Source organism: Xanthomonas sp. NCPPB 3218, assembly GCF_056725185.1.
On record NZ_CM161516.1, the window covers coordinates 379,009 to 401,257 of the forward strand.

17 protein-coding genes are annotated in these 22,249 nt (G+C 68.1%); 3 read left to right on the forward strand and 14 right to left on the reverse strand.

What is annotated here, in order from left to right:
- Positions 1 to 106: 106 nt before the first annotated feature.
- A complete protein-coding gene (hrpB, locus tag AC1PLS_RS01660) occupies positions 107 to 2,608 on the reverse strand; it encodes an ATP-dependent helicase HrpB (RefSeq protein ID WP_102250854.1) in 2,502 nt (833 codons plus the stop codon).
- A 182-nt stretch (positions 2,609 to 2,790) separates the two neighbouring features.
- Here hrpB and AC1PLS_RS01665 point away from each other — a divergent pair, with 182 nt between their 5' ends.
- The gene (locus AC1PLS_RS01665; protein WP_211921712.1) at positions 2,791 to 4,908 is read left to right on the forward strand and encodes a methyl-accepting chemotaxis protein; all 2,118 of its coding nucleotides are present in this window, start codon (positions 2,791 to 2,793) and stop codon (positions 4,906 to 4,908) included.
- 604 nt (positions 4,909 to 5,512) lie between these two features.
- On the opposite strand, the gene AC1PLS_RS01670 is transcribed toward AC1PLS_RS01665, so the two are convergent.
- From AC1PLS_RS01670 to AC1PLS_RS01705, 8 genes are all read right to left on the reverse strand, one after another.
- Positions 5,513 to 5,986 (reverse strand): YehS family protein, encoded by a 474-nt coding sequence (locus tag AC1PLS_RS01670; RefSeq protein ID WP_016901421.1) that lies wholly within the window; start codon positions 5,984 to 5,986, stop codon positions 5,513 to 5,515.
- Between the two features lie 104 nt (positions 5,987 to 6,090).
- Entirely contained in the window at positions 6,091 to 6,450 is a 360-nt protein-coding gene (gene uraH / locus AC1PLS_RS01675; RefSeq protein WP_016901422.1) for a hydroxyisourate hydrolase, read from the reverse strand.
- Positions 6,420 to 7,841 (reverse strand): FAD-dependent urate hydroxylase HpyO, encoded by a 1,422-nt coding sequence (gene hpyO / locus AC1PLS_RS01680; RefSeq protein WP_481104127.1) that lies wholly within the window; start codon positions 7,839 to 7,841, stop codon positions 6,420 to 6,422. Before hpyO ends, uraH begins: the two co-directional genes overlap by 31 nt.
- Positions 7,838 to 8,329 (reverse strand): 2-oxo-4-hydroxy-4-carboxy-5-ureidoimidazoline decarboxylase, encoded by a 492-nt coding sequence (gene uraD / locus AC1PLS_RS01685; RefSeq protein ID WP_016901424.1) that lies wholly within the window; start codon positions 8,327 to 8,329, stop codon positions 7,838 to 7,840. The genes hpyO and uraD overlap by 4 nt, the downstream gene beginning before the upstream one ends.
- Complete coding sequence (gene hpxZ, locus AC1PLS_RS01690; RefSeq protein WP_102250850.1) at positions 8,326 to 8,721, reverse strand: oxalurate catabolism protein HpxZ; 396 nt, start codon at positions 8,719 to 8,721, stop codon at positions 8,326 to 8,328. Before hpxZ ends, uraD begins: the two co-directional genes overlap by 4 nt.
- Complete coding sequence (gene puuE / locus AC1PLS_RS01695) at positions 8,718 to 9,608, reverse strand: allantoinase PuuE (RefSeq protein WP_481104128.1); 891 nt, start codon at positions 9,606 to 9,608, stop codon at positions 8,718 to 8,720. The genes hpxZ and puuE overlap by 4 nt, the downstream gene beginning before the upstream one ends.
- A complete protein-coding gene (locus tag AC1PLS_RS01700) occupies positions 9,605 to 10,861 on the reverse strand; it encodes a pyridoxal-phosphate-dependent aminotransferase family protein (protein ID WP_481104129.1) in 1,257 nt (418 codons plus the stop codon). Before AC1PLS_RS01700 ends, puuE begins: the two co-directional genes overlap by 4 nt.
- A complete protein-coding gene (locus AC1PLS_RS01705; protein ID WP_481104130.1) occupies positions 10,851 to 12,122 on the reverse strand; it encodes an allantoate amidohydrolase in 1,272 nt (423 codons plus the stop codon). Before AC1PLS_RS01705 ends, AC1PLS_RS01700 begins: the two co-directional genes overlap by 11 nt.
- Positions 12,123 to 12,556: 434 nt before the next feature.
- On the opposite strand from AC1PLS_RS01705, the gene AC1PLS_RS01710 reads away from it, so the two are divergent.
- A complete protein-coding gene (locus AC1PLS_RS01710) occupies positions 12,557 to 13,450 on the forward strand; it encodes a LysR family transcriptional regulator (RefSeq protein ID WP_481104131.1) in 894 nt (297 codons plus the stop codon).
- A gap of 315 nt (positions 13,451 to 13,765) precedes the next feature.
- Positions 13,766 to 14,965 (forward strand): MFS transporter, encoded by a 1,200-nt coding sequence (locus AC1PLS_RS01715; protein WP_481104132.1) that lies wholly within the window; start codon positions 13,766 to 13,768, stop codon positions 14,963 to 14,965.
- Between the two features lie 319 nt (positions 14,966 to 15,284).
- On the opposite strand, the gene gvpU is transcribed toward AC1PLS_RS01715, so the two are convergent.
- The 5 genes from gvpU to AC1PLS_RS01740 all read right to left on the reverse strand — a co-directional run bounded on the left by gvpU (position 15,285) and on the right by AC1PLS_RS01740 (position 21,948).
- Positions 15,285 to 15,743 (reverse strand): gas vesicle accessory protein GvpU, encoded by a 459-nt coding sequence (gvpU, locus tag AC1PLS_RS01720; RefSeq protein ID WP_024939820.1) that lies wholly within the window; start codon positions 15,741 to 15,743, stop codon positions 15,285 to 15,287.
- 321 nt (positions 15,744 to 16,064) lie between these two features.
- Positions 16,065 to 17,645 (reverse strand): gamma-glutamyltransferase family protein, encoded by a 1,581-nt coding sequence (locus AC1PLS_RS01725; RefSeq protein ID WP_481104133.1) that lies wholly within the window; start codon positions 17,643 to 17,645, stop codon positions 16,065 to 16,067.
- Positions 17,645 to 19,105 carry an AtzE family amidohydrolase gene (locus tag AC1PLS_RS01730; RefSeq protein WP_481104134.1) on the reverse strand — a complete coding sequence of 487 codons (1,461 nt, stop codon included), beginning with the start codon at positions 19,103 to 19,105 and terminating at the stop codon, positions 17,645 to 17,647. Before AC1PLS_RS01730 ends, AC1PLS_RS01725 begins: the two co-directional genes overlap by 1 nt.
- Before the next feature lie 4 nt (positions 19,106 to 19,109).
- Positions 19,110 to 20,291, reverse strand: coding sequence for a nucleoside hydrolase (locus AC1PLS_RS01735; RefSeq protein WP_481104135.1), 1,182 nt, complete (start codon positions 20,289 to 20,291; stop codon positions 19,110 to 19,112).
- 85 nt (positions 20,292 to 20,376) lie between these two features.
- Positions 20,377 to 21,948: an adenosine deaminase family protein gene (locus AC1PLS_RS01740; protein ID WP_481104136.1), complete on the reverse strand. Its 1,572-nt coding sequence runs from the start codon at positions 21,946 to 21,948 to the stop codon at positions 20,377 to 20,379.
- Positions 21,949 to 22,249: the final 301 nt, after the last annotated feature.

Sequence of the window (22,249 nt, forward strand, 5' to 3'; positions counted from 1 at the left end):
AAGGGTGGATGAGTGGACGGGCGAACCCTCGTGCAATTGTAATTACACGAGGGCTTCGCACCGTACCCGCACCCTAACCCCTCTCCCGAGGGGAGAGGGGCTTACATCAGGTGCCGCGCGGTTTTGCCCGATGGGTTGCAGTCGCGGTCCATGGATCTTCCGGCCACGGATGTCTGGGATACCGTCCCTTCATCTCCTTTCTGACATCCGGATAGGTCGTGACCCAGAAGCTCTTCAAATCCTGCGTGACCTGCAACGGGCGTCCGCCGGGCGAGAGCAGATGCAGGGTCAGCGGGATGCGGCCGTCGGCGATGCGCGGGGTTTCGGCCAGGCCGAACAGTTCCTGCAGCTTGACCGCCAGCACGGGCGGCAACGGTTGCTCGGCGTGGTCGAGGGCGTAAACGATCTGCCGCTCCATGCCCGAGGGCACGCTGATGCGGGTGGGCGCATGGCGGTCGATCAGCTGGCGGCGGTCCCACGGCAGGGCGGCCTTGAGCGCTTCGCCCAGGTTGGCCTCGTCCAGCGCATCCAGGCGGGTCTTGCCGGCGAAGGCCGGGCGCAGCCAAGTGTCCAGTGTCTCCAGCAACGCGGCGTCGGACAGGTCGGGCAGTGCAAGCTCGGGCATCCAGGCACGCAACGACTGCAGGCGGGCCCGCCATTGGCGAAGGCCGTCGGTCCACGGCAAGGCATCCAGGCCGAGCTGCCGCACCGCCTCGGTCAGCGCGCCTGCGGCCTGCGCCGGATCGACGCGGCCGGCCGGGCGGCTGTCGAGCACGATGCGGTCGAAGCTGGATTGCCGACGCGCGACCAGGGCGCGCTTGTCCGCGTCCCACTGCACCAGATCCTGCTGCACGAAGCGCTCGGGCACGCTGCGGCGCAGATAGCCTTCGTCCACCGGCGCGGCACGTAACAGCAGCGCGTCCTTGGCTTCGTAACGCAACTCGCTGGCAACCAGCCAGGGTTCGCCGCGCAGGTCGCTGTGGTCGAACAGGCGCGCGCTGCGGCCGTTGGCCAGCAGGTAGCGCAACGGGTCGTTGGGATGGCGTGTGGCAATGCGGTCGGGGAAGGCGTGCGAGAGCAGGTCGCCGAGCGCGTGCGCCTCCACGCTGGCGGGCGGAGCGCTGTCGCAGCGCAGCCGCCGTCGCCATTGTTTGGCGGCGCTGTCGATCGCGGCCAGGCCGCCGCGGTTGGCATCGTGCGCGCTGCGGCCTTGACGGAATGCGGCCAGTGCGCGCCAGCGCGCAGCCAGTCCATCGCCGCCCTGACGCAGCGGGTCGCGCGCTTCCAGCAAGGCGGCCAGGTCGCAGGCCAGCGCCACGCGTGTCGCGTCGCCAGCCTGCGCCAGCATCGCGGCCAGGCGCGGATGGGTGCCCAGCGCGAGCATGCGCCGGCCCAGTGCGGTGATGCCGCCGCTGCCGGTGAGCGCGCCCAGCCGCTGCAGCAATTCGTGCGCGGCGGCCAGCGCACCGGCCGGCGGGGCATCGACGAAGCGCAGCGCAGCGCTGCCCCAGGCGGCCAGTTCCAGTGCCAGGCCGGCCAGCTCCACCTGGGTGATCTCCGCGCGCCGCTGCGGTTCCAGCCGCTGCGATTGCGGCCACAACCGGTACGCCCAGCCGCTGGCCACACGCCCGGCACGGCCGGCGCGCTGGTCGGCCGAAGCCTGCGCAATGGTGGTGATGTCCAGGCGCGAGAAGCCGCTGTTGGGATCGTAATGCGGCTCGCGCGCCAGCCCGCTGTCGATGACCACGCGCACGCCGGGCAGGGTGACCGAGGACTCGGCCACGTTGGTCGCCAGCACCACGCGGCGGCGGCCGGACGGGTCGGGTTGCAGCACCTGGCTTTGCGCCTCGACCGCCAGCTCGCCGTGCAGCGGCAGCACCTGCACCGCCGGATCCAGCACGTCCTGCAGCGCGCTGTGCACGCGTGCGATCTCGCGCTGGCCGGGCAGGAACACCAATACATCGCCCGGGTGGGTGGACAAGGCGTGTTCCACCGCGCGCCGGGTCTGCGGTTCCAGCGCTTCGTCGCGGCGCGCGGGAAAGTGCGCGATCTCCACCGGGAAACTGCGCCCCGCGCTGCTCAGGCGCGGCGCATCGAGAAAGCCGGCCAGGCGCTCGCCATCCAGCGTGGCCGACATCGCCACGATGCGCAGGTCCTCGCGTACCTGCGCCTGCACGTCCAGCGCCAGCGCCAGGCCAAGGTCGCCGGCCAGATGGCGCTCGTGGAATTCGTCGAACAGCAACGCGCCGATGTGCTCCAGCATCGGGTCGTCCTGGATCAGCCGGGTCAGGATGCCCTCGGTGACGACCTCGATGCGGGTACGCGCAGAGGTCTTGTTCTCGAAGCGGATGCGGTAGCCCACCGTCTCGCCGACCGGCTCGCCCAACTGGCGCGCCATGAACACGGCGGCGCTGCGGGCGGCCACGCGCCGCGGTTCCAGCATCACGATCTTGCGGCCGGCCAGCCAGGGTGCGTCCAGCAAGGCCAGCGGTACCTGGGTGGTCTTGCCGGCGCCGGGCGGGGCTTCCAGCACCAGCCGCGGATGGGCGGCCAGGCTGTCGCACAGCTGCGGCAGCAGGGGGGAGATCGGAAAGGCAGGCTCGGTCATGCGCGGGAAGGATACGGGCACGTCACAGATGGCGCGATGGTCGGGCCGTCGGGTGAAGCCTGTCGGGGAATCCGGAAGTGCTATTACCTTTCGGGCATTCAAGGCTGACTTTGGCGCCGGCGCTGCTTCAGGCCGGCAGCGTGCCTGTCGATAACCGCTGTACTCCCCGATTTGGACGCCCCATGTCTGCTGCCACCCCGAAATTCGTCAGCCTGCAAAGCAAGCTGCTCGGCGCGCTCGCGCTGGGTCTGTCGGTCATCCTGCTGTGTGCCCTGGGCGGTCTGGGCACGGCGTGGCTGAGTCTGTCGGGCAAGGTGCCGCCGGAGGTGGCGCAGGCCTCCAGCAGCGAAGAGATCACCCGCGATTTCCGCCTGCAGGTGCAGGAATGGAAGAACGTGCTGATCCGCGGGCGCGATCCGGCGCTGCTGGACAAGCACCTGAGCGCCTTCCGCGAGCAGGGCAGGAAGGTGCAGGCCAGCACCGAGGCGCTGGCCAAGGCAACCCAGGACCCGCAGGCGCGCACGCTGGCGCAGGACTTTGCCAAGGCGCATCTGGGTCTGCAGCGCAATTACGAAGCGGCGCTGGGCAAGTTTGCCGAGGCCGGCTACGACACCCAGGTGGGCGACCAGCTGGTCAAGGGCCAGGACCGCGCGCCCAGCCACACCCTCGAAGAACTGGTGAAGCGCAGCAAGACCCTGGCCGATGCGGCGGTGCTGGCCAGTTCGCAATCGGCGCAGCACAAGCTGGTGCTGTCGGCGGTGGCCACGATCGCCGCGGCGCTGTGCCTGGTGGCAGTGCTGGGCTGGTGGATCCGTCGCTCGATCGTGCGCCCGATCGAAAACGTCGCGCGTGCGGCACGCCAGGTGGCGGCCGGCGATCTGTCGGCGCGTGCGGCGGTCAGCACGCGCGATGAAATCGGTTTGCTCGGCCAGGCCATGGGCCAGGTGGTCAACACGCTCACCGACGTCTCCACCGCGCAGGCCGACATGGCGCAGCGCCACGAAGCCGGGCAGATGAGTTACCGCATGGATGCGCAGGCCTTCCCGGGCGCGTACGGCCGCATGGTCGACGACACCAATGGCTTGATCGGCGCGCAGGTCGGTCTGATCGGCGACATGCTGCAGGTGATGCAGCATTACGCGGTCGGCGACATGTCGGTGGACATGCCGCGCCTGCCGGGCGAGAAAGCGCAGATCACCGAGGCGATGGACACCACCAAGCGCAACCTGGCGGCGATCAATGGCGAAATTCGTGGCCTGGTCGACGCGGCTGCGGCCGGCGACTTCGCCACGCGCGGCAATGCCGAGGCCTACCAGTTCGAATTCCGCGCCATGGTCAGCGGCGTCAACGGCCTGATGCAGAACGTGGACCAGAATCTGGCCGAATTGTCGCAGCTGCTCAAGGCGATCGCCGATGGCGACCTGACCGCGCGCATGCACGGCAACCAGCAAGGCGTGTTCGCACGCATGCGCGACGATGCCAATGCCACCGTGCAGCGGCTGACCGATATCGTCGGCGACATCACCGTGGCCGCGCAGACCATTCGCACCGCCTCGGCAGAGATTGCCGCCGGCAACAACGACCTGGCCCAGCGCACCGAACAGCAGGCTGCTAACCTGGAAGAAACCGCCGCCTCGATGGAAGAACTCACCTCCACCGTGCGCCAGAACGCCGACACCGCGCAGCAGGCCAGCCGCGGCGCGCAGGCGGCCGCGGAGATCGCCGGCCGTGGTGGCGAGATGGTGGCCAGCGTGGTCGACACCATGGGCGAGATCGAGGTGTCGTCCAAGAAGATCGCCGAGATCATCAGCGTCATCGACGGCATCGCCTTCCAGACCAACATCCTGGCGCTGAACGCGGCAGTGGAAGCGGCGCGTGCCGGTGAACAGGGCCGCGGCTTTGCCGTGGTCGCCTCGGAAGTGCGTGCGCTGGCGCAGCGTTCGGCCGGCGCGGCCAAGGAGGTCAAGCAGCTGATCGACGCCTCGGTGGACAGCGTGGAGCGCGGCAGCGCGCGCGTGGATCAGGCCGGGCAGACGATGCAGCAGATCGTGCAGTCGGTGCAGCAGGTGACCACGCTGATTGCGGAGATTTCCGCCGCATCGCGCGAACAATCCTCCGGCATCGAGCAGGTCGCCCGCACCGTCAACGACATGGACGAAACCACCCAGCGCAATGCCGCATTGGTGGAAGAAGCCTCCGCGGCGGCACGTGCAATGGAAGAGCAGGCGGTGGAACTGAGCGAAGCGGTATCGGTGTTCCGCCTGGACGCACGCCGGCCAAGCCTGGCGGCTGCGGCTTGATTGCGTAAGGCGTTGTAGCGGCCCAGGCGCGATCAGGTGTTTGAATCAAAGGATCGATGAGTCGAGGGCGCGGTGCCCTCGCCGCTTGCGGGACACGCCGTGCATCCGTCCGTGGAGGCTCCTGGGCGGCCTCCATGCCGCCAAGGGTCCCGCAAGCGGCGGGGACACCGCACCAGAGCGTTGGTCGGTGGCGGGGTCAAAACCTGTGTTTGCTTCGGAGTTCGAGATCGCCTTGTTCATGGCTTGCCTGTTGCTCGGCGTCGATTGAGGGGCTAACTGGACTCCCACAATCCGAACAACGCACATCGTGCATTGCTTGCACCAAGCACACCGACCATCTCGCTTGGTCCTTGTCCGCTCACCGTCGCGGGACCTTACGCGGCATGGATGCCGCGTAAGAGCCTACATGGACGTACTTGCGGCGTGTCCTGCGAGGGTGGGCGGGCAAGGGCCCTGCAACCAAGCCGCAGATCGACCGCTCCACGATCGATCCACCGACACCATCCAGTCACTTCGAGACACACGAAAACTGCGCTAAAAACCTGCGGATTCAAGTCGCAGCGTCGTCGGACGACCAAGCCAGGCCCACCTCAGCACACGGGCATCAACCCGCTTCGCGCATCCGCGCGGTCAGGCCCTTGAGGAAGGCGCGCAGCAACTGGTCGCCGCAGGGGCGAAAATTCTTGTGGCCGGGCTGGCGGAACAGCGCGGACAGTTCCGGCTTGGACAGCGGGAAGCCGGCGCTGGCGAAGATGGCGTGCATGTCCACGTCTTTCAGCTCGAAGGCCACGCGCAGTTTCTTCAGCACCAGGTTGTTGCCGACGCGGGTTTCCAGCGGGCGCACCGGCTGGCTCTCGTCACGGCCGCGAAAACGCAGCACCAGGCCGTCGAGGAAGCGTGCCAGCATTGCGTCGGTGCAGGGCTCGAAACCAGGCTCGTCTTCCTTCTTCAGCCAGGCCTGTACCTGCGGCTTGTCGAGCGCGAACTCCGGGTCGGCCAGGTGGGTGATCTCCACCACCTTGTCGTCGCTGAGGTCGAGCATGTAGCGGATGCTGCGCAGTACATCGTTGTGGATCATGACAATTCCGGGGCCCCGGCCTGTCGCCGGAAAGGCGCCATTCTACGGGGCCGATGCGGAACGCGGCGTGTGCCCCGCCGATCCGTTGCCGAACCGGCGGCCGCTCAGCTGCCGCGATAGGTGGAATACCCGTACGGCGAGAGCAGCAGCGGCACGTGGTAATGGCCGTCGTCGGCAATGCCGAACGCGATCGGCACCTGTTCCAGGAAGGGCGGGTCGGGCAGTGCGGTTCCGGCCGCCCGCCAGTAGCCGGCCACCTCGAATTCCAGCCGGTAGCGGCCGGGTTGCAGCGTGAGTGCAGCCAGTTCGGGGCAGCGCCCGTCCTGGTTGGTGACCCCGTCGAAGTGCAGCGTGGCGCCGGCGAACAGGCGCAAGGCGATGCCGGCGGCGGGGCGGCCCGTGGCCGTATCCAGCACGTGGGTGGAGAGCGTGCTCATGCCACCGCCTGGGTCGGTTGCGGCCATTGGCCGACGAACTCGGGCTGGTCGTAAGCCAGATAGCTGTCGACGATGGCCTGGCGGTCGTCCAGGAACAGCTGGTCGGCCACCGCGCGGGCCAGCCGCGGCAGCGCGACCTTGAGCCCGGACAGCGCCGCCGCCGACGGGCCGTGGTTGATCAGCGCCGAATAGTTGAAGGCGAACAAGCCGTGCAGCAGCGCGGCATCGTCGGGCGTGCGCGGCAGCAGTTCGAAGCCCGGCCCCAGGTAGGGATGCGCATCCAGCACCGGATTGGCCTGGCCCGGCGGCGGCTGGTAGCGGTCGCCCCAGCAGGCGATGCGCCCGGACAGCGCGGCCAGTTCCGGGCGTAGTTGCGGGTCGGTGACCAGGCCGGTGGCAACGGCCAGAAAATCGAAGCGGTGCTCGCCCTGTGGCGTGCGCACCACCACCTCGCCATCGCGCTCGGCCACCTCCAGCCATGGCGCGCCCAGGTGCAGCGCGAAGCCAGCATGCGCGCAGGCACGCTGGAAGGTGTCGTTGGTCGGCGGCTGGTTGTGTGCGAAGAAGCTGGCCATCATCCGGTACTTGTCCGCATCCGGCAGCGTCAGAAAGCGCGGGATGATGCCGGCCTGTTCCATGTGGCGGAATGGATTGATGCGCGGCAATGCGCTGCGGCGCACGAACACCTCGGCACTGGCGACGCCTTGATCCAGCGCGAAACAGGCATTGTCGAACGCGGAGGCGCCACCGCCCAGGATGCCCACGCGCTTGCCGGCCAGCGCGGCGAAGTCGATCTGGCCGGAGGTATGCGCATAGCGCTGTGCGGGCAGGGCGCCGCTGATCCAGTCCGGCACCATCCACTGGCCGCCGCCCTGGATGCCGGTGGCCAGGATCAGCTTGCGCGTCAGCAGCGGCGCGCCCATCGCCAGATGCAGGCGATGGATGCCCGGCGCCACGTCCGGTTCCACCCGCGCCAGCCGCGTGGCATTGCGCACCGGCAAACGCAGCACCGCGCGGTACCAGCGCAGGTAGTCCATCCAGCTGCCGCGCGGGATCTTGTCCAGCGCGTCCCAGCCGGCGCCGCCGTGTTGCGCCTCCCACCAGGCGCGAAAGGTCAGCGATGGCACGCCCAGGTCGATCGAGGTGATCTGCTTGGGTGTGCGCAAGGTCTGCATGCGCGCGTAGGTCACCCACGGGCCTTCCTGCCCGGCCGGGTTCTCATCGATGACCAGCAGGTTGTGCACGCGCTCGCGTTGCAGTGCGAACGCCGCGCCCAGGCCGCTCTGGCCGGCGCCGACGATGACCACGTCATACACATGCCCTGCCGGATGCACGCGCGGCTGCGTCCAGGCATCGCCGCCGTGGGCCAGGCGTTGCAGGTCGTGGTGGAGCTCGCGTTCGAGTTGGGCCAGGCTCATGGCAGTGCCTCCAGGCGCAGTTGCACGATCTTGCCGATCTCGGCGAGGGCGGTGGACAGTTCTTCGCTGCGCGAGGCATCCAGCCGGCGTTCCAGCGCAGCCAGGATGCCGGCCTTGTCGTGCAGCCGCACGCAGATCACGAACGGAAATCCGAAGCGATGGCGATAGGCCTGATTGAGCGCGTGGAAGCGCTTGAATTCGGCTTCGCTGAGCCGGTCCAATCCGGCCGAGGCCTGCTCGGCGGCCGACGCGGCGGTGAGCGTGCGGTCGATCGCCGCCTTGCCCGCCAGCTCCGGATGCGCACGGATCAACGCAACCTGGTCTTCCTGCGACGCGTCGAACACCACCTGCATCAGCCCGCGGTACACATCGGCGAACGGGCGCCGCCGCGCAGCGCGTTCGACTACCCACGGCGAATGCTCGAACAGCTCGCGGTAGCGCGCCACGAAGGCGGCATCGTCCAGCACGCTGTCGTCGATCACGCTCATGCATGCGTCCCCTGCAGCGAGACATGCGCGGCGACCACTTTCCAGCCGTCGGCAAAGCGCACCCAGCTCTGGCTCTGGCGGCCGCGCGCGCTGCTGCCGTCGCGGATGAATTCTGCATGCGTGGTGGCGAAGTCGTGGCCGAAGCCATGCACTTCCACATGTGCGAGCTGGCGCTGTGGCGAGCCGCCGCGGCCGATGCGAAAGGCGCGGATCGCCTCGATGCCGTACAGCACCTCGCCCACGCCGTAGCGCACCGTGCTGGGTGCGGGGTGGAACAGCGCATCCATTGCGGCGATGTCGTCGTCCATTAGGGCCTGTTCGTAGGCATGGAAGGCGGCGGTCACTTGCGCGATCACCTCGGGCAGGTCGATGTCGGCGGTGTCGATGCTCATGCCGGATGGACCTGCAGCCAATGCCGCGCAATATCGATGCGGCGCGCAATCCAGGCATCGCCGCTGGCCAGCACGTGATCGACGAAACGTGCCAGGGCCGCCGCGCGCGCCGGCTTGCCGACGATGCGCCCATGCAGGCCGACCGACAGCATGCGCCCGCCTTCGCTGCGCAGTTGCTCGAAGCCATCGCGCAGATAGCGGAAGAACGGCTCGCCATCGGCAAAGCCGTTGTAGGCGACGAATTTCATGTCGTTGGCGTCCAGCGTGTACGGCACGATCAACTGCGCACCGCCGTGCCGGTGGTCGTAGTACGGCACATCGTCGGCGTAGCTGTCGGCATCGTAGACAAAGCCGCCTTCCTCGGCGACCAGCCGCGCAGTGTTGGGGCTGGTGCGGCCCTGGTACCAGCCGAGCGGGCGGCTGCCGGTGGCGCGGGTGTGCACGGCGATGGCTTCGGCGATATGCGCACGCTCGGTGGCTTCATCCACATGCTGGTAATCGATCCAGCGCAGGCCGTGGCTGGCGATCTCCCAGTCGGCGGCCTGCATCGCGGCGACCGCTTCGGGATTGCAGGCCAATGCCTGCGCCACGCCGAACACGGTCACCGGCACATTGCGCGCAGTGAACAGCCGGTGCAGCCGCCAGAAGCCGGCACGGCTGCCGTATTCGTACAGGCTTTCCATCGCCATGGCGCGCGCGCCGGGCTGCGCTTGCGTGCCGACCATCTCCGACAGGAAGGCCTCCGAGCCGGCATCGCCGTTGAGCACGCAGTTTTCCGCGCCCTCTTCGTAATTGATGACGAACTGCACTGCGATGCGCGCGCCACCGGGCCACTGCGCCGCAGGCGGGGTGGCGCCATAGCCGACTAGGTCGCGCGCCGTGTTCATGCCTGCGGCTCCGCGTGCCAGGCCGCCAGTGCGGCTTCCACCGCCAGCCCTGGTGTACAGGCGTAGCCTTCGGCGCGCAGCACCGCTTCCAGCGCGGCCAGGGTGATCAGCATCTTGTGTTTCATCGCGTTGTAGCCCATCGCGCCGATGCGCCAGATCCTGCCCTGCAACGGCCCGAACGCGGTACCGATCTCGATCTCGAAATCCTCGCGCATGCGCCGGCGCACCGCATCGCTGTCGATGCCGTGCGGAATCACCACGCCGGTGACATTGGTCATGCGATGCGCATCATCGCCGAACACCTCCAGGCCCAGCGCGCGGATGCCGGCACTCACCGCACGCCCGGCGGCGGCGTGGCGGGCGAAGCGGGCGTCAAGGCCTTCCTGCAGCGCCACGCGTGCGCATTCGCGCGCGCCGTACAACATGGTGGTGGCTTCGGTGTGGTGATTGAGGCGCTTGTCCGACCAGTAATCCATGATCATCGCCAGATCGAAATAATTCGAGGCGATGCGCGGCCCGCTGCCGTTGACGATGTCCTCGCGCACGATGCCGCGCTCGACATGGCGACGCGCGAAGATCGCCTCGGCCGCCGCGTCGGAGACGGTGATCGGCGCCGAGCCGGACGGCCCACCCAGGCATTTCTGCAGGCCGCCGGTGACTACGTCCACGTCCCAGCGATCGCCGGCGATGGGCATGCCGCCGATGGTGGCAGTGGCATCGACGTAACTCAGCGCGCCGGCCGCGCGGCACAGCGCGCCGAGGCCATCCAGCGGCTGGGCCATGGTGGTGGAGGTGTCGCCGTGCACGGTAGCGACCAATTTGGGTGCCACGCGCTCGATCGCCTCGGCGATTGCAGCAAGCGGCACCACTTCGCCCCAGGGCGCATCCACGGTGTGCACGTCGGCACCGAGCCGGCCCAGAATCTCGGTGAGCAGCAGGCCGAAGCGGCCGAAGTTGATCACCAGCACGCGGTCGCCCGGGCTGACCAGCGACACCAGCGCCGCCTCGATGCCGGCGCGTGCGGTGCCGTCGACCAGAAACGTCCAGCGATTCTCGGTGCCGAACAGCGGCCGGTACAGCGCCATCACCTCGTTCATGTAGGTGGTCATTTCCGGATCGAACTGGCCGAGCAGATCGGCGGCCATCGCGCGCAGCACGCGCGGATGCGCATTGACCGGGCCCGGGCCCATCAACAGCCGTTGCGGGGGATCGAGCTCGCCGAAGGTGTGCAGGTGACGCAGATCAGGTGACAAGGGGATCTCCCAGGTGTTCGATGAAGTGGCGCATGACCGCCAGTGCGAGCTCGGCATCGGCCGGGGCCACGTGTTCGTCCGGATGATGGCTGATGCCGCCGGCGCAGCGCACGAACAGCATCGCGGTGGGGCAGAGCGCGGCCATCACCATCGCATCGTGGCCGGCGCCGGACACCAACTGGCGCGGCGCGACGCCTTGTGCGGCGACTGCGTGTTGCAGACGGGTCATCAGTGCCGGTGCGCAGGGGCTGGCGGCCAGCGTCTGCAACGTGTCGATGGCGATGGCGATGTTGCGGGTTTTGCTGATACGGGCCAGTGCGCGTTCGATTTCCAGCACTGCCGCATCGCGCGTTGCATCGTCGCCGGCACGCACGTCCAGCGTGCAGTCCACCCGGCCGGGCACCACGTTGGTGGCACCGGGTGCGACCTGCAGCTTGCCGACCGTGGCGACCAGGTCGTCGCTGCCGGCGCGTGCAATCCCTTCGATCGCCAGCAGGGCCTCCGCAGCGGCGCTCAATGCATCGCGACGCAAGGCCATGGTGGTGGTGCCGGCGTGGCCGGCGCGGCCGTCGAAGCGCAGGGCAAAGCGCCGCTGCGCGGCGATCGCGGTGACGATGCCGACCGGCAGGCCTTCGGCTTCCAGCACCGGGCCTTGTTCGATGTGGGTTTCCAGATAGGCAAGCACGCTGCCGGGCGCGCGTGCGGCTTGATGTATGTGCGCGATGTCCAGATCCCAGTCGGCCAGCGCGCTGGCCACGTCGGTGCCGGCCGCGTCGGTGACCGCCAGCGTGGCGGGGTCGAGCGTGCCGGCAACCGCGCGGCTGCAGAACATCGAGGCAGGAAAGCGCGACCCTTCCTCATCGCCGAAGGCGATCACCTCGATCGCGAACGGCAGGCGCCGCCCTTGGGCGTGCAGCGCGGCGACGCATTCGATGCCGAGCAGGATGCCGAGCGGGCCGTCATAGCGCCCGGCATCGCGCACGCTGTCCAGATGGCTGCCGATCAGCAGCGCCGGTGCGTCGGCATGCGCGCCTTCGTAACGCCCGATCAGGTTGGCCGCTGCGTCCAGACGCACCTGCATGCCGGCCTGGCGCATCCATTCGCCCACCTGTGCGACGGCGGCGCGATGCGCCGGGCTGAGCCAGGCGCGGAACAGCCCGCCGGGTGTGTCGCTGTAGGGCGTAACACCCAGGGCGTCGCAGCGGTCGACCGCGCGTGCGCCCGAGCTGTGGACGGGTGAGCGGCGTTGCGCGCTCAGCATTGGGGGCCGTGCGGGGGTGTTGTTTCAACGCAGCTGTCAGGACCGCGATGCGACAGGGACTGATGCATGGAGCCTCCGCAGGCGGTGTGGAAAGGGGGCGGATATCGCCAACGTTGGTCGCCTCGCAGCAATGGCATCAGGTGCTTGCGCGGCCGGCGGCGGCCGTCGAATCGACTATACGAACCGGCCCCGTCACCCCAAAGCGGTTTTTTTAGGGTCGGGCGTTGCAAAAAATGCGACGGGCAGCTTGTGGCCGGCGTTGTTCCTTCTCCCTCCGGGAGAAGCTGCCCGAAGGGCGGATGCGGGTGCGGCAGCGTCGAGATAGCTGAGCAGCCGTACCCTCACCCCAACCCCTCTCCCGCAAGAGCGGGGCTTTGGGATTCCTTTTTCACCGGCTGCTACAGTCATGTGGATTCCATGAAAGAGATTCACCAATGGCGCGCGACAACTTCAAGGACCTGCTGGCGCTGATCGCCATCGTTCGCGAGGGCAGCTTTACCCGCGCTGCCGCCAAGCTGGGCGTTTCGCAGTCGGCGCTGAGTCACACCATCCGCGGGCTGGAAGCGACGCTGGGTCTGCGCCTGCTGACCCGCACCACGCGCAGCGTGGCGCCCACCGAAGCCGGCGAGCGGCTGATCCAGACGGTGGCGCCGCGCTTTGCCGAAATCGAGGAGGCGCTGTCTGCGCTCGGCGAAATGCGCGACACGCCCGCAGGCACCGTGCGCATCACCGCCACCGACTACGCCGCGCGCGCGATCCTGTGGCCCAAGCTGTCCAGGCTGCTGCGCGACTACCCGGAGATCAAGGTCGAGATCGTGGTCGACAACGGCCTGACCGACATCGTTGCCGACCGTTACGACCTGGGTGTGCGGCTGGGCGACCAGGTGGAAAAGGACATGATCGCCGCGCGCATCGCACCGGACATGCGCATGGCCATCGTCGCCGCGCCGTCCTATTTCGCGCGTCGGCCCATCCCCAAGACGCCGCAGGACCTCACCGCGCACAGCTGCATCAACCTGCGCATGAAGACCGCCGGTGGCATCTACGCCTGGGAGCTGGAAAAGGACGGCCGCGAAGTCATCGTGCGCGTGGATGGCCAGCTGACCTTCAACGGCACCTACGAAGCGCTGGACGCGGCGGTGGACGGCTTCGGCATCGCGTTCGTGCAGGAGGATCTGGCGCGCCCGCATATCAAGGCCGGACGGCTGCGCTGGGTGATGAAGGACTGGTCGCCGGCCTGGCCGGGCTTGCACGCGTTCTATCCCAGCCGCCGCCATTCCTCGTCCGCCTTCAACCTCGTCGTGGATGCGCTGCGCTACAAGGGTTGAGGGTCCGCGCCAGGCAGAGGTGCTCGACGCAGGCAAGTGGTTGATGAGCGGGCTTCATAAGCCCGTGCGCATCCGCCATCTTTATCGCTGTTCACGGCCTGCGTAAGCTGCAGCACATCCAGACACGCACACGCCCGAGCCGCAACGCCCGTTGCTGCATTGCGCCCGTCGTGCGTCGCTGCGCTGACAGGTCGATGCAGTGCATCGCTGCCTGTGGCGCATCCCCTCCGAACACCAGGTTCGCGATCGAGCGCGGCGTCAGCGCGCTTGCGGCGTGGCGTTCGTCTCGCATTCCACTTCGCACAAAGGCCCCACATGCAAGCCAGTTCGCTCGCTACCGATCCATCCTCGCGCGCCGCACCCGCCGCAACCCGCCAGACCTGGAGCGCGGTCGGCTCGATGTCGCTCTGCGTTGCGCTGCTGATCGCCTCCGAGTTCATGCCGGTCAGCCTGCTCACGCCGATCGCCGCCGATCTGCACGCCAGTGCCGGCATGGCCGGCCAGGCGATCTCGATCTCCGGCCTGTTCGCGGTGGTCGCCAGCCTGCTGATCGCACCGCTGTCGTCGCGCTTCAACCGGCGCCATGTGCTGATTGCCCTGACCGGGGTGATGCTGTTGTCGCTGCTGTTGATCGCCAATGCGCATAGCTTCGGCATGTTGATGGTGGCGCGTGCGCTGCTCGGCATCACCATCGGCGGCTTCTGGGCATTGTCCACCGCCACGGTGATGCGCATCATGCCCGAGCATGCGGTGCCCAAGGCGTTGGGCATCGTGTTTATCGGTAACGCAGTCGCTGCTGCATTCGCCGCGCCATTGGGCAGCTATCTGGGCGCCACCATCGGCTGGCGCGGGGTGTTCTGGGGCATGTTGCCGTTGGTTGCGCTGACCATCGCCTGGCAATGGCGCAGCCTGCCATCGATGCCTGCGCAGGGCACAACTTCGCTGAGCGGCATCGTGACCTTGTTGAAGCGTCGCTATGTGGCGCGCGCCATGCTCGCGGTGATGCTCGGGTTTGCCGGTGCGTTTTCTGCATTCACCTACTTCCGCCCGTTTCTGGAAACCGTTGCGCAGGTCGATGTGTCGCAACTGTCGTTGCTGCTGCTCGGCCTGGGCCTGGCCGGATTCGTCGGTACCTATGCCGCCACCGCGTTGGTGCCGAAGCGCTTGTTCACCCTGCTCAGCGTGCTGCCGGTCGCGCTGGGTGTGGCGACCATCGGCATGCTGCTGGCCGGTCACCTGCTGTGGGCCGTGGCCGTGGCGATGATTGCCTGGGGCACGCTCAACGCGGCGATGCCGGTGGCCTGGTCCACCTGGTTGAGCCGCTGCGTCAAGGACGCACCGGAGAGCGGCGGCGGCCTGATGGTTGCCGCAATCCAGCTCTCCATCATGCTGGGCGGGGCCGCAGGCGGCGTGCTGCTGGATCATGTGTCGATCGGCGCCACCTTTGTCGGTGCCAGCGTGTTGCTGCTGGCCTCGTCACTGGTTGCAGGGCGTGGCGATCGCTTACAGCCGTGAGGGATGGCGATCGCACGATGCGGCGCGCATTGCGCGGACGTCGGCCCGTGCCACGCAACGACGCCAGAGGCAGTGCTTGGCTCCCTCTCGCGGCGCACACCCAAGGTGTCTGCGTAGGTATTGCCGCATGGCCGGTGCTGCTGCCATCGAGCAGCGCCGGTCTGATGCGAGAGACAACGGAAGACGTTGGCGAGCGCACCGTTGTCAGCAAGCGCAAGCGCGTGTGGCTGTTGTGCCGTCGTGGCGGACTCCTGGCGTTATCTCCAACAGTCCGATGTGAGATGACGAGCACCTCACACCAACGCGGAACTTGTCAGGCTCAATCGGCCGACAGCGATCCCAGGGTGAAGCCGGACACGGCATTGACCTTGCCGCGCCAGAGCACACCACGGTTGCTGGGCAGGGGCTGGCCGCCGGGCGAGAAGCAACGCGAGTCGATCAGGTGAATGAACTGCGGCGGCCGGCTGCTTTGCTGCGCATCTTCCTCGGTGTCGTAGATGCTGGCGTGGCTGGCAAACGCACGACGGATATCCTCTTTTTCCTCGGCATCGCCGGGATAGGCGGCAGAGAATTCCTGCGCAAACGCCTCAAAGTACTGCTTGCCGCTGACCAGCTGGCCGGACACGATGATGCCCTCGACAAACAGCGTGATGCCGAACTGCACGTTCGAGCTGTTGACGGTTGCGACCAGCTTCTGCAGATACCAATCCAGGCTCTGGCCGTCGAATGCCAGCTTGACGTCTTCCAGGCTGGGTTGGTTGTCTTCTTGCTCTGTCATATGGCTCTCCTTGGTGGAAGGGTTGATGCGTCTGTCGAAATAAGCACGGCGACGTAGCTTACCCATCGCCATGCATGCCCAAGAAAGCAGGTACGTCCTTTCCGGTGAACGGCGTGGTTGAGTCCGCCATCGTCGCCTTGGAGAGCATGCCCAGAGTCTATGACATGTTCACCTTGTCGGCCTGCAACTGGCTGCAGTCTCGGTCCTGCGCGCTAGCCGGTGCTGGCGTGCAAGCACGCTCTGACCCGATCGCCTGATTGGCGGGCAGGGATGTCTGCCCGTCACCACGCAGGCGCAGCAAGCATCATCACGCCCCAACCATCACCACCCAGCCACCGCACCATCGGATCGCGGATCGCTTGCTCCGCTGATCACGCCATCGGCCTCGCGCACCAGCGCGCCTGCGTGTCCCATCACCGAGCTGTAGGCGGGCAACAGGTCCACCGCATGCCCGGCATCGCGCAGTGCCTGCACCAGTGGCGGATCGAAGCGGTCTTCCAGCTTGAGTGACGTGCTCTCTTCGCCCCAGGTGCGTCCCAACAGCCAGCGTGGTGCGGTGATGGCCTGTTGCAGCGACACGCCGAAACGCGCGTAGCGGGAGAAGATCGCCGCCTGGGTTTGTGGCTGGCCTTCGCCACCCATGGTGCCGTAGGCCATGACGCGGCCGTCGTCGAAGGTGGCCAGCGCCGGGTTGAGGGTGTGGAAGGGTTTGCGGCCCGGGGCGAGTGCGTTCCAGCCGTCGGGGGCAAGGCGGAAACTGCAGCCGCGGTTTTGCCAGGTGATGCCGGTGCGCGGCAGCACCAGGCCAGAGCCGAATTCGAAATAGGTGGACTGGATGCAACTGACCGCGCGGCCGTGCGCGTCGATGGCACCGAACCAGACGGTGTCGCCGGCCTGCGAGGGCTGCGGCCAGGGCAGCGCGCTGTGCATGTCGATGCGTGCAGCGAGCGCATCGAGTGCGCCACTGTCATCGAGCAGCGCCTGTGCGTCCAGCGTCATCCAGTCGGGGTCGCCGAGGTGTGCGTCGCGGATCAGGAAGGCCTGTTTGCTGGCTTCGATCAGGCCGTGGAGGTGCGCATAGCTGTCGGGCTGTGCGACCTGCAGGCGATCGAACAGGGCAAGGATCAGCAGCGAGGCCAGGCCTTGCGTGGGCGGTGCGTGGTTGTAGAGGCGTGCACCGTGGATGGCGACCGAGAGCGGTACGCTGGCGTCGGCGTGGTGGCTAGCAAGATCGTGCGCGCGCAGCGGGCTGCCGAGCGCCTGCAGGTCGGCGGCGATGTCGTCGGCCAGTGCGCCGCGATAGAAACTGTCCAGGCCCTGGTCGGCCAGCCGTTGCAGGGTGTGTGCGAGCTGCGCCTGATACAGCAGTGCGCCTTCGTGCAGCGGCGTGCCGTGGGGTTCGAAGATGTCCGCGTAGGCACCGGGTTGCACGCGCAGTTCGGCACCCTTGCTGGTGGCGATGTGCGCGCCGCCCAACGTCACCGGCACGCCGGCGCTGACGTGGTGGATGGCGTCCTGCAACAAGCGCTGCAGCGACAGGCTGCCGCCTGCGTGCTGCAGGGCAAGCGCCCAGCCTGAGACGGTGCCGGCGACGGTATTGGCCGCGCCCGGGCCGCGCCACGGAATGCTGCTGTGGCCGCGATAGAACTCCAGTGTTGCAGCCTGTGCGGCACGGCCGCAGGCGTCGATGGCGTGCACGCGGCCGTCGGGATCGTGGATCAGCCAGAAGCCGTCGCCCCCGATACCGGTCATGTGCGGGTAGACCACGGCCAGGCAGGCGGCAGTGGCGACGGCCGCTTCGATGGCATTGCCGCCGTCGCGCAGCACATCGCGCCCGGCCTGTGCGGCCAGATGGTGCGGGGCCACGACCATGCCGCGGCGTGCGCGCAAGGTGTGCAGCATCAGCGTGTCTCCGCCGGTGGGCTGAAGGCGAGCAGGCCGTCGCGTTCGAGTTGCGCGGCGAGCGCGAACAGGCGGTCTTCGCGGCCGGGTGCGGCAATCAGCTGCACGCCCAACGGCAGGCGACCGGGGCGCGGCAACGGCGCGGCCAGCACCGGGCAGGCGGCCAGGCCGAGCGGCTGGGTGAAGATTCCCAGGTTGGCGCGTGCGGACACCGGCAGGCCGTCGATCTGGATGGTGTCCTGGTCGATGCGCGGCGCCACGCAGGGTGTGGCCGGGGCGATCAACACATCCACCTCGTCCCAGAGGCGCTGCATGGCGGCGCCAAACCATTGCGCGAAGCGGTGCGCATCGGCCACCGCGCTGGCGGGCAGTTGCAGGCCGGCGAGCAGGCGGTCGCGGGTGGCCGGGTCGAACCGCTCGGCCTGCGTGCTCAGGCCGGCGCGATGGCGGTGGCTGCCCTCGGCAGCGGTGAGCACGAAGGCGGCGGCGCGGGCGCGTTCTGCTTCGGGTAATTCGATGAGGGTGTTGCTGTTGCAGGCGGTCAGCAACGTGCCGAGGCCGGCATCCAGCTCGGGATCCAGGTTGCGCTGGAACCAGCCGCCCAGCCGGGCGATGCGCAGGCTGCCGGCATTGCACGACGCCAATGGGCGACCGAGCATGACTTCATGGACGCGGCGCAGGTCGGCGATGGAGCTGGCAAACGGGCCGACCACATCCAGCGCATCGACGAAGCCGAACACGCCATCCAGCGGCAACGCGCCGTGCGTGGGGCGCAGGCCATACACGCCGCATAGCGCGGCCGGGACGCGGATGGAGCCGTTGGTGTCCGAGCCCAGCGCGAACGGCACCAGCCCGGCGGCCACCGCGGCGGCCGAGCCGCCCGACGAGCCACCGGCCAGATGGCGGTGATCGTGCGGGTTGGCGGTGGTGCCGTAGTGCGCGTTGACGGTGGCGAAGCCGTAGGCGAATTCGTCCATGTTGGCGGTGCCGACCAGCACCGCGCCGGCATCGCTCAGCCGTTGCACCACGGCCGCATCGCGGCTGGCGGGCGCGCACTGCGCGCGCATGACCGCGCCAGCGGTGGTGACCTGGCCGGCGACGTCGAACAGATCCTTGACCACGAACGGCACGCCGGCCAAGGCACCGCCGTCGCTGCCGCCGGCCAGCGCGGCCTGCACGCGCGCGGCATCGGCGGCGGCGCGTGCGGGCAGCAGGCGGGTGATCGCGCGCAGGCTGTCGTTGGCCTGGTTGATGCGCGAGAGCGTCTGCGTGGCAAGGCGTGCGGCCAAGGTGGGCTGGCTGCGGGTGGTGCTGACGATGGAGGCGATCAGCCCGCGCGGCGTGGTGGTGTCCGGTGCGGCGGGGCGCGGCGCGTTGAAGCTGGCGAGCAGCTGCGCGCGGCCACGCAGGACCTCGGTATTGCGATCGATGCCGGCCTGCCACTGCGCTGGGAGTTGCATGGGGTCACCTGGTTGAAAGCGGGGATTCGATCGTTGGGAGTCGGGATTGGGATGCCGCAGCCTCATCCGCGCCTCGAGCATCTTCTCCCGATGGGAGAGGGGGGAGCGGCGAGCCGACTGCTGGTGGTTGCGGCGCGGTGAGGTGGTCTACCAGCAATTGTTCGAACGCTTCGATATCCACCGCGTGCACCACGGTCTGCGCCTGCTCGCCCAGGCCCGGCTGGTACCCCGGTGCCCACGACAGGATGTCGCCGTAGCCGGCATCGAAGGCGGTGTTGGTATCGACGTAGAGCGTCTCGGTCCGTGTCGCCAGCTCGGGCCGCAGCCATACCGCGGTGGCCAGTTCGTCCCACATCGGAAAACCCGGTTCGCGGCGGCGCAAGGCATGGCCGATGCTGGTATCGGCCGCGCTCATGCGCGCCAGCAGGTCGGGCGTGAGTTCGGTCGCGGTCGATGGATCCACCGGCACCATGGTGATCCTGCGCCAGGGGGCGCGCATGACGATGCTGGCCGCCTCCGGATCCCAGCGGATATTGAATTCGCGGCGTGGCGAGTTGACGAACTCGCGTGCGAACTGCTGCGCGCTGATGCTGTTGCGTTGCTGGCGTGGGTTGAGGCTGCCGCCCATGTAGACCAGCTCGCGCGCCAGCGTGGCGAAGGCCGGATCCAGCGACTGCGCAAGCGCCAGATTGGTCAACGGGCCGGTGGCAATGATGCTCACCTCGCCCGGATACTGGCGCACCATGCGCAGCATGAACAACGCGGCCGGCTCGTCGGACGCGCGCACCACGCTGGGATTGCCCAACGGCAGGTCGGGCACCACGTCGTGGGCGTGATAACGCGGCGCGCTTTGCACGGTGTCGCCATCCACCCAGTGCCTGGTCCAGGCACCTTTCCAGACCAGCTTGCCGTAGAGCGCTTCCCAACGCTCGGTGGCCAGTTCGCTGTTGAGCAGCGGATGCACCGGGCCGGGCAGCACCGGGATGTCGGGGTGACCGGCCAATTCCAGCAGGCGGCAGCTATGCGCCAGCACTTCGTCGCGCCAGATGTTGCCGCTGACCGCGCTGATGCCCAGCACCTCGACCTCGGGCGACTGCAACAGCAGCAGCTGCGCGGGTGTGAAGCCGTCGATGTCGTCTTCGAGAATGACGCGGCGTCTGGATGAAGAGGTGTGCGGGTCGGTCATTGCGTTTTTGTCGTGGAAGGTTGAATGCATTGCAGCAGCGATGGATCAAGGGCGTTGGTAGGAGCGTGCCTGCGCGCGACGGGGGTTACCGGTAAAGCCCATTCGCGCTCTGGCGCGCTCCTACCTGCAACAACGTGCGCTCGTACTGGGCCAAGTCGGTTTCCAGCTGCCATTGCAGCCGTGCCTTCTCGCTGCCCTGGCGGAATGCGCGACAGGCAGCATCATCGGTTTCGCGCTGCAACGCGGTGGCGCAGGCCTGCGCAGCGTTACCGTCGGCATCCCACAGGCTGGTGCCCGGCAGGAAGCTGTAGGTCAGGCCGTTGCGGGCGAGCTGTTTGAGGGTGGGGTAATCGATGCCCTGTTCCTGCATCGCGCGTTGATATTCGTGGGTCATGTCCGCGCGGGAGACGCCGGCATCGTCGGTGGACAGCACCACCGGCACGCCGGCGCGCAGATACATCGCCAGCGGATGTGCGGGGCCTTTGACGCCGAGGATCACATCGTTGCTGGTGAGGTTGATCTCCACCGCAACCTGCTGGCGGCGCATGCGCTGCAGCAGGCCATCGGCGTCGTCTTCATAAGGCAGGTCCACGCCATGACCGATGCGGCGCGCACCGGCGTCCACCGCCTGGCGGATATGCGAGCGCAGTTGCGCCGGCGGCACTAGGCCCAGGGCCAGCTCGCCGGCATGCAGGGACAGCGGCACGTCGGGATAGCGCGCGGCGAAGAAGCGGAACATCGCCATGTGCCGCGCGTAATCGGCCAGCGCCACCGGGTTGTCTTCGGGCGCGACGATGTTCAACGCCACCGCGCGGCTGCCGCCGGCGGCGATCAGCGCATGCGCCAGCGCCATCTGCCCGAACACCATCGGCTGCGGCAACACGCGCAGCACGTAAGGCACGTAGCGGTAGGTGACCTGGCAGCCGGGACGTGCATCGGGCTGGTCGCAGTGCAGCACGCGGCGCACCTGGGCATCGGTGTCGGCAAGCGCGCGTTGTGCGGCCTGCACCAGCGGCGGCAAGGCATCCTGCAAGGCGCGCAGGTTGGCCGCGTCGTCGTCGCCCTTCCAGGGCAAGGACTGCATCTGTTTTGCGGCCTGATCCATCTGCGGCGGATTGGCGATGATTTCCACATAGGGCACGCGGTCGCGTGCGGCCTGCTCCAGCACCGCGGCCACGGTGTCGGCAACGCGCGCGCGCACCACCGCGTCGAACTTGCCGAAGGTGCCGAAGAACTGACCGTGTCCGGTGGGTTGCGACGGGCTGGGCAGGAACTTGCGCATCGACAAGGCATCCACCACCCGGCCATACAGCGCGGCATTGCGCGTTGCCAGGCCGCGTGCCGGCTCCTGGCCGTTGCCACACGGCGGCGCGCGCAGGCTCAGGTCGTCCAGCTGCACGCAGGCGCCATCCTCGCTGGCCCACTGCAGGTAGTCCTCGGCATACACCGAACCGGACAGATGGTTATGCAGGTCGCCGCCCTTGGGCATCGCCTGCAGCCAGGCACGCAGCTGCGCAGGCTGATCGGCGGCGGTGCGCAGCAGCTGCGCCACCTGCTGCTCGCGTTGCTGTGCAGGGGTGGCTTGGCTGCGTGCCGGTGCAGCGGTGGGCAACAACAGGCATAGCGCCACAATCAGACTGCGATGAACGATGGACATGCGATGGAAAGCTCGGAAAGAACGGCAATGGCGCAATCACGCCGGTAGATGCGAAGCATGCCCTGCATGCGTGGTGGACGGCCAGCGCTGGAGTGGTTTTTTGCTGGTGCTGAAGCTCGTATTGGTGGGCGGACGCCTGGGTGAGGTTGCAAGGCTCCTTGGTGCTACATGAGGCACCGCGCCACCATCAATGCCTGCGGATCGACAAGCGCTGCTTCGTCGCTTGCGAATCTCCCGCAGCGTCCTGCACATCGGCATGCCGGGCCTGACGCTGCACACCAGCGCAGCGCAGACAAGCGCA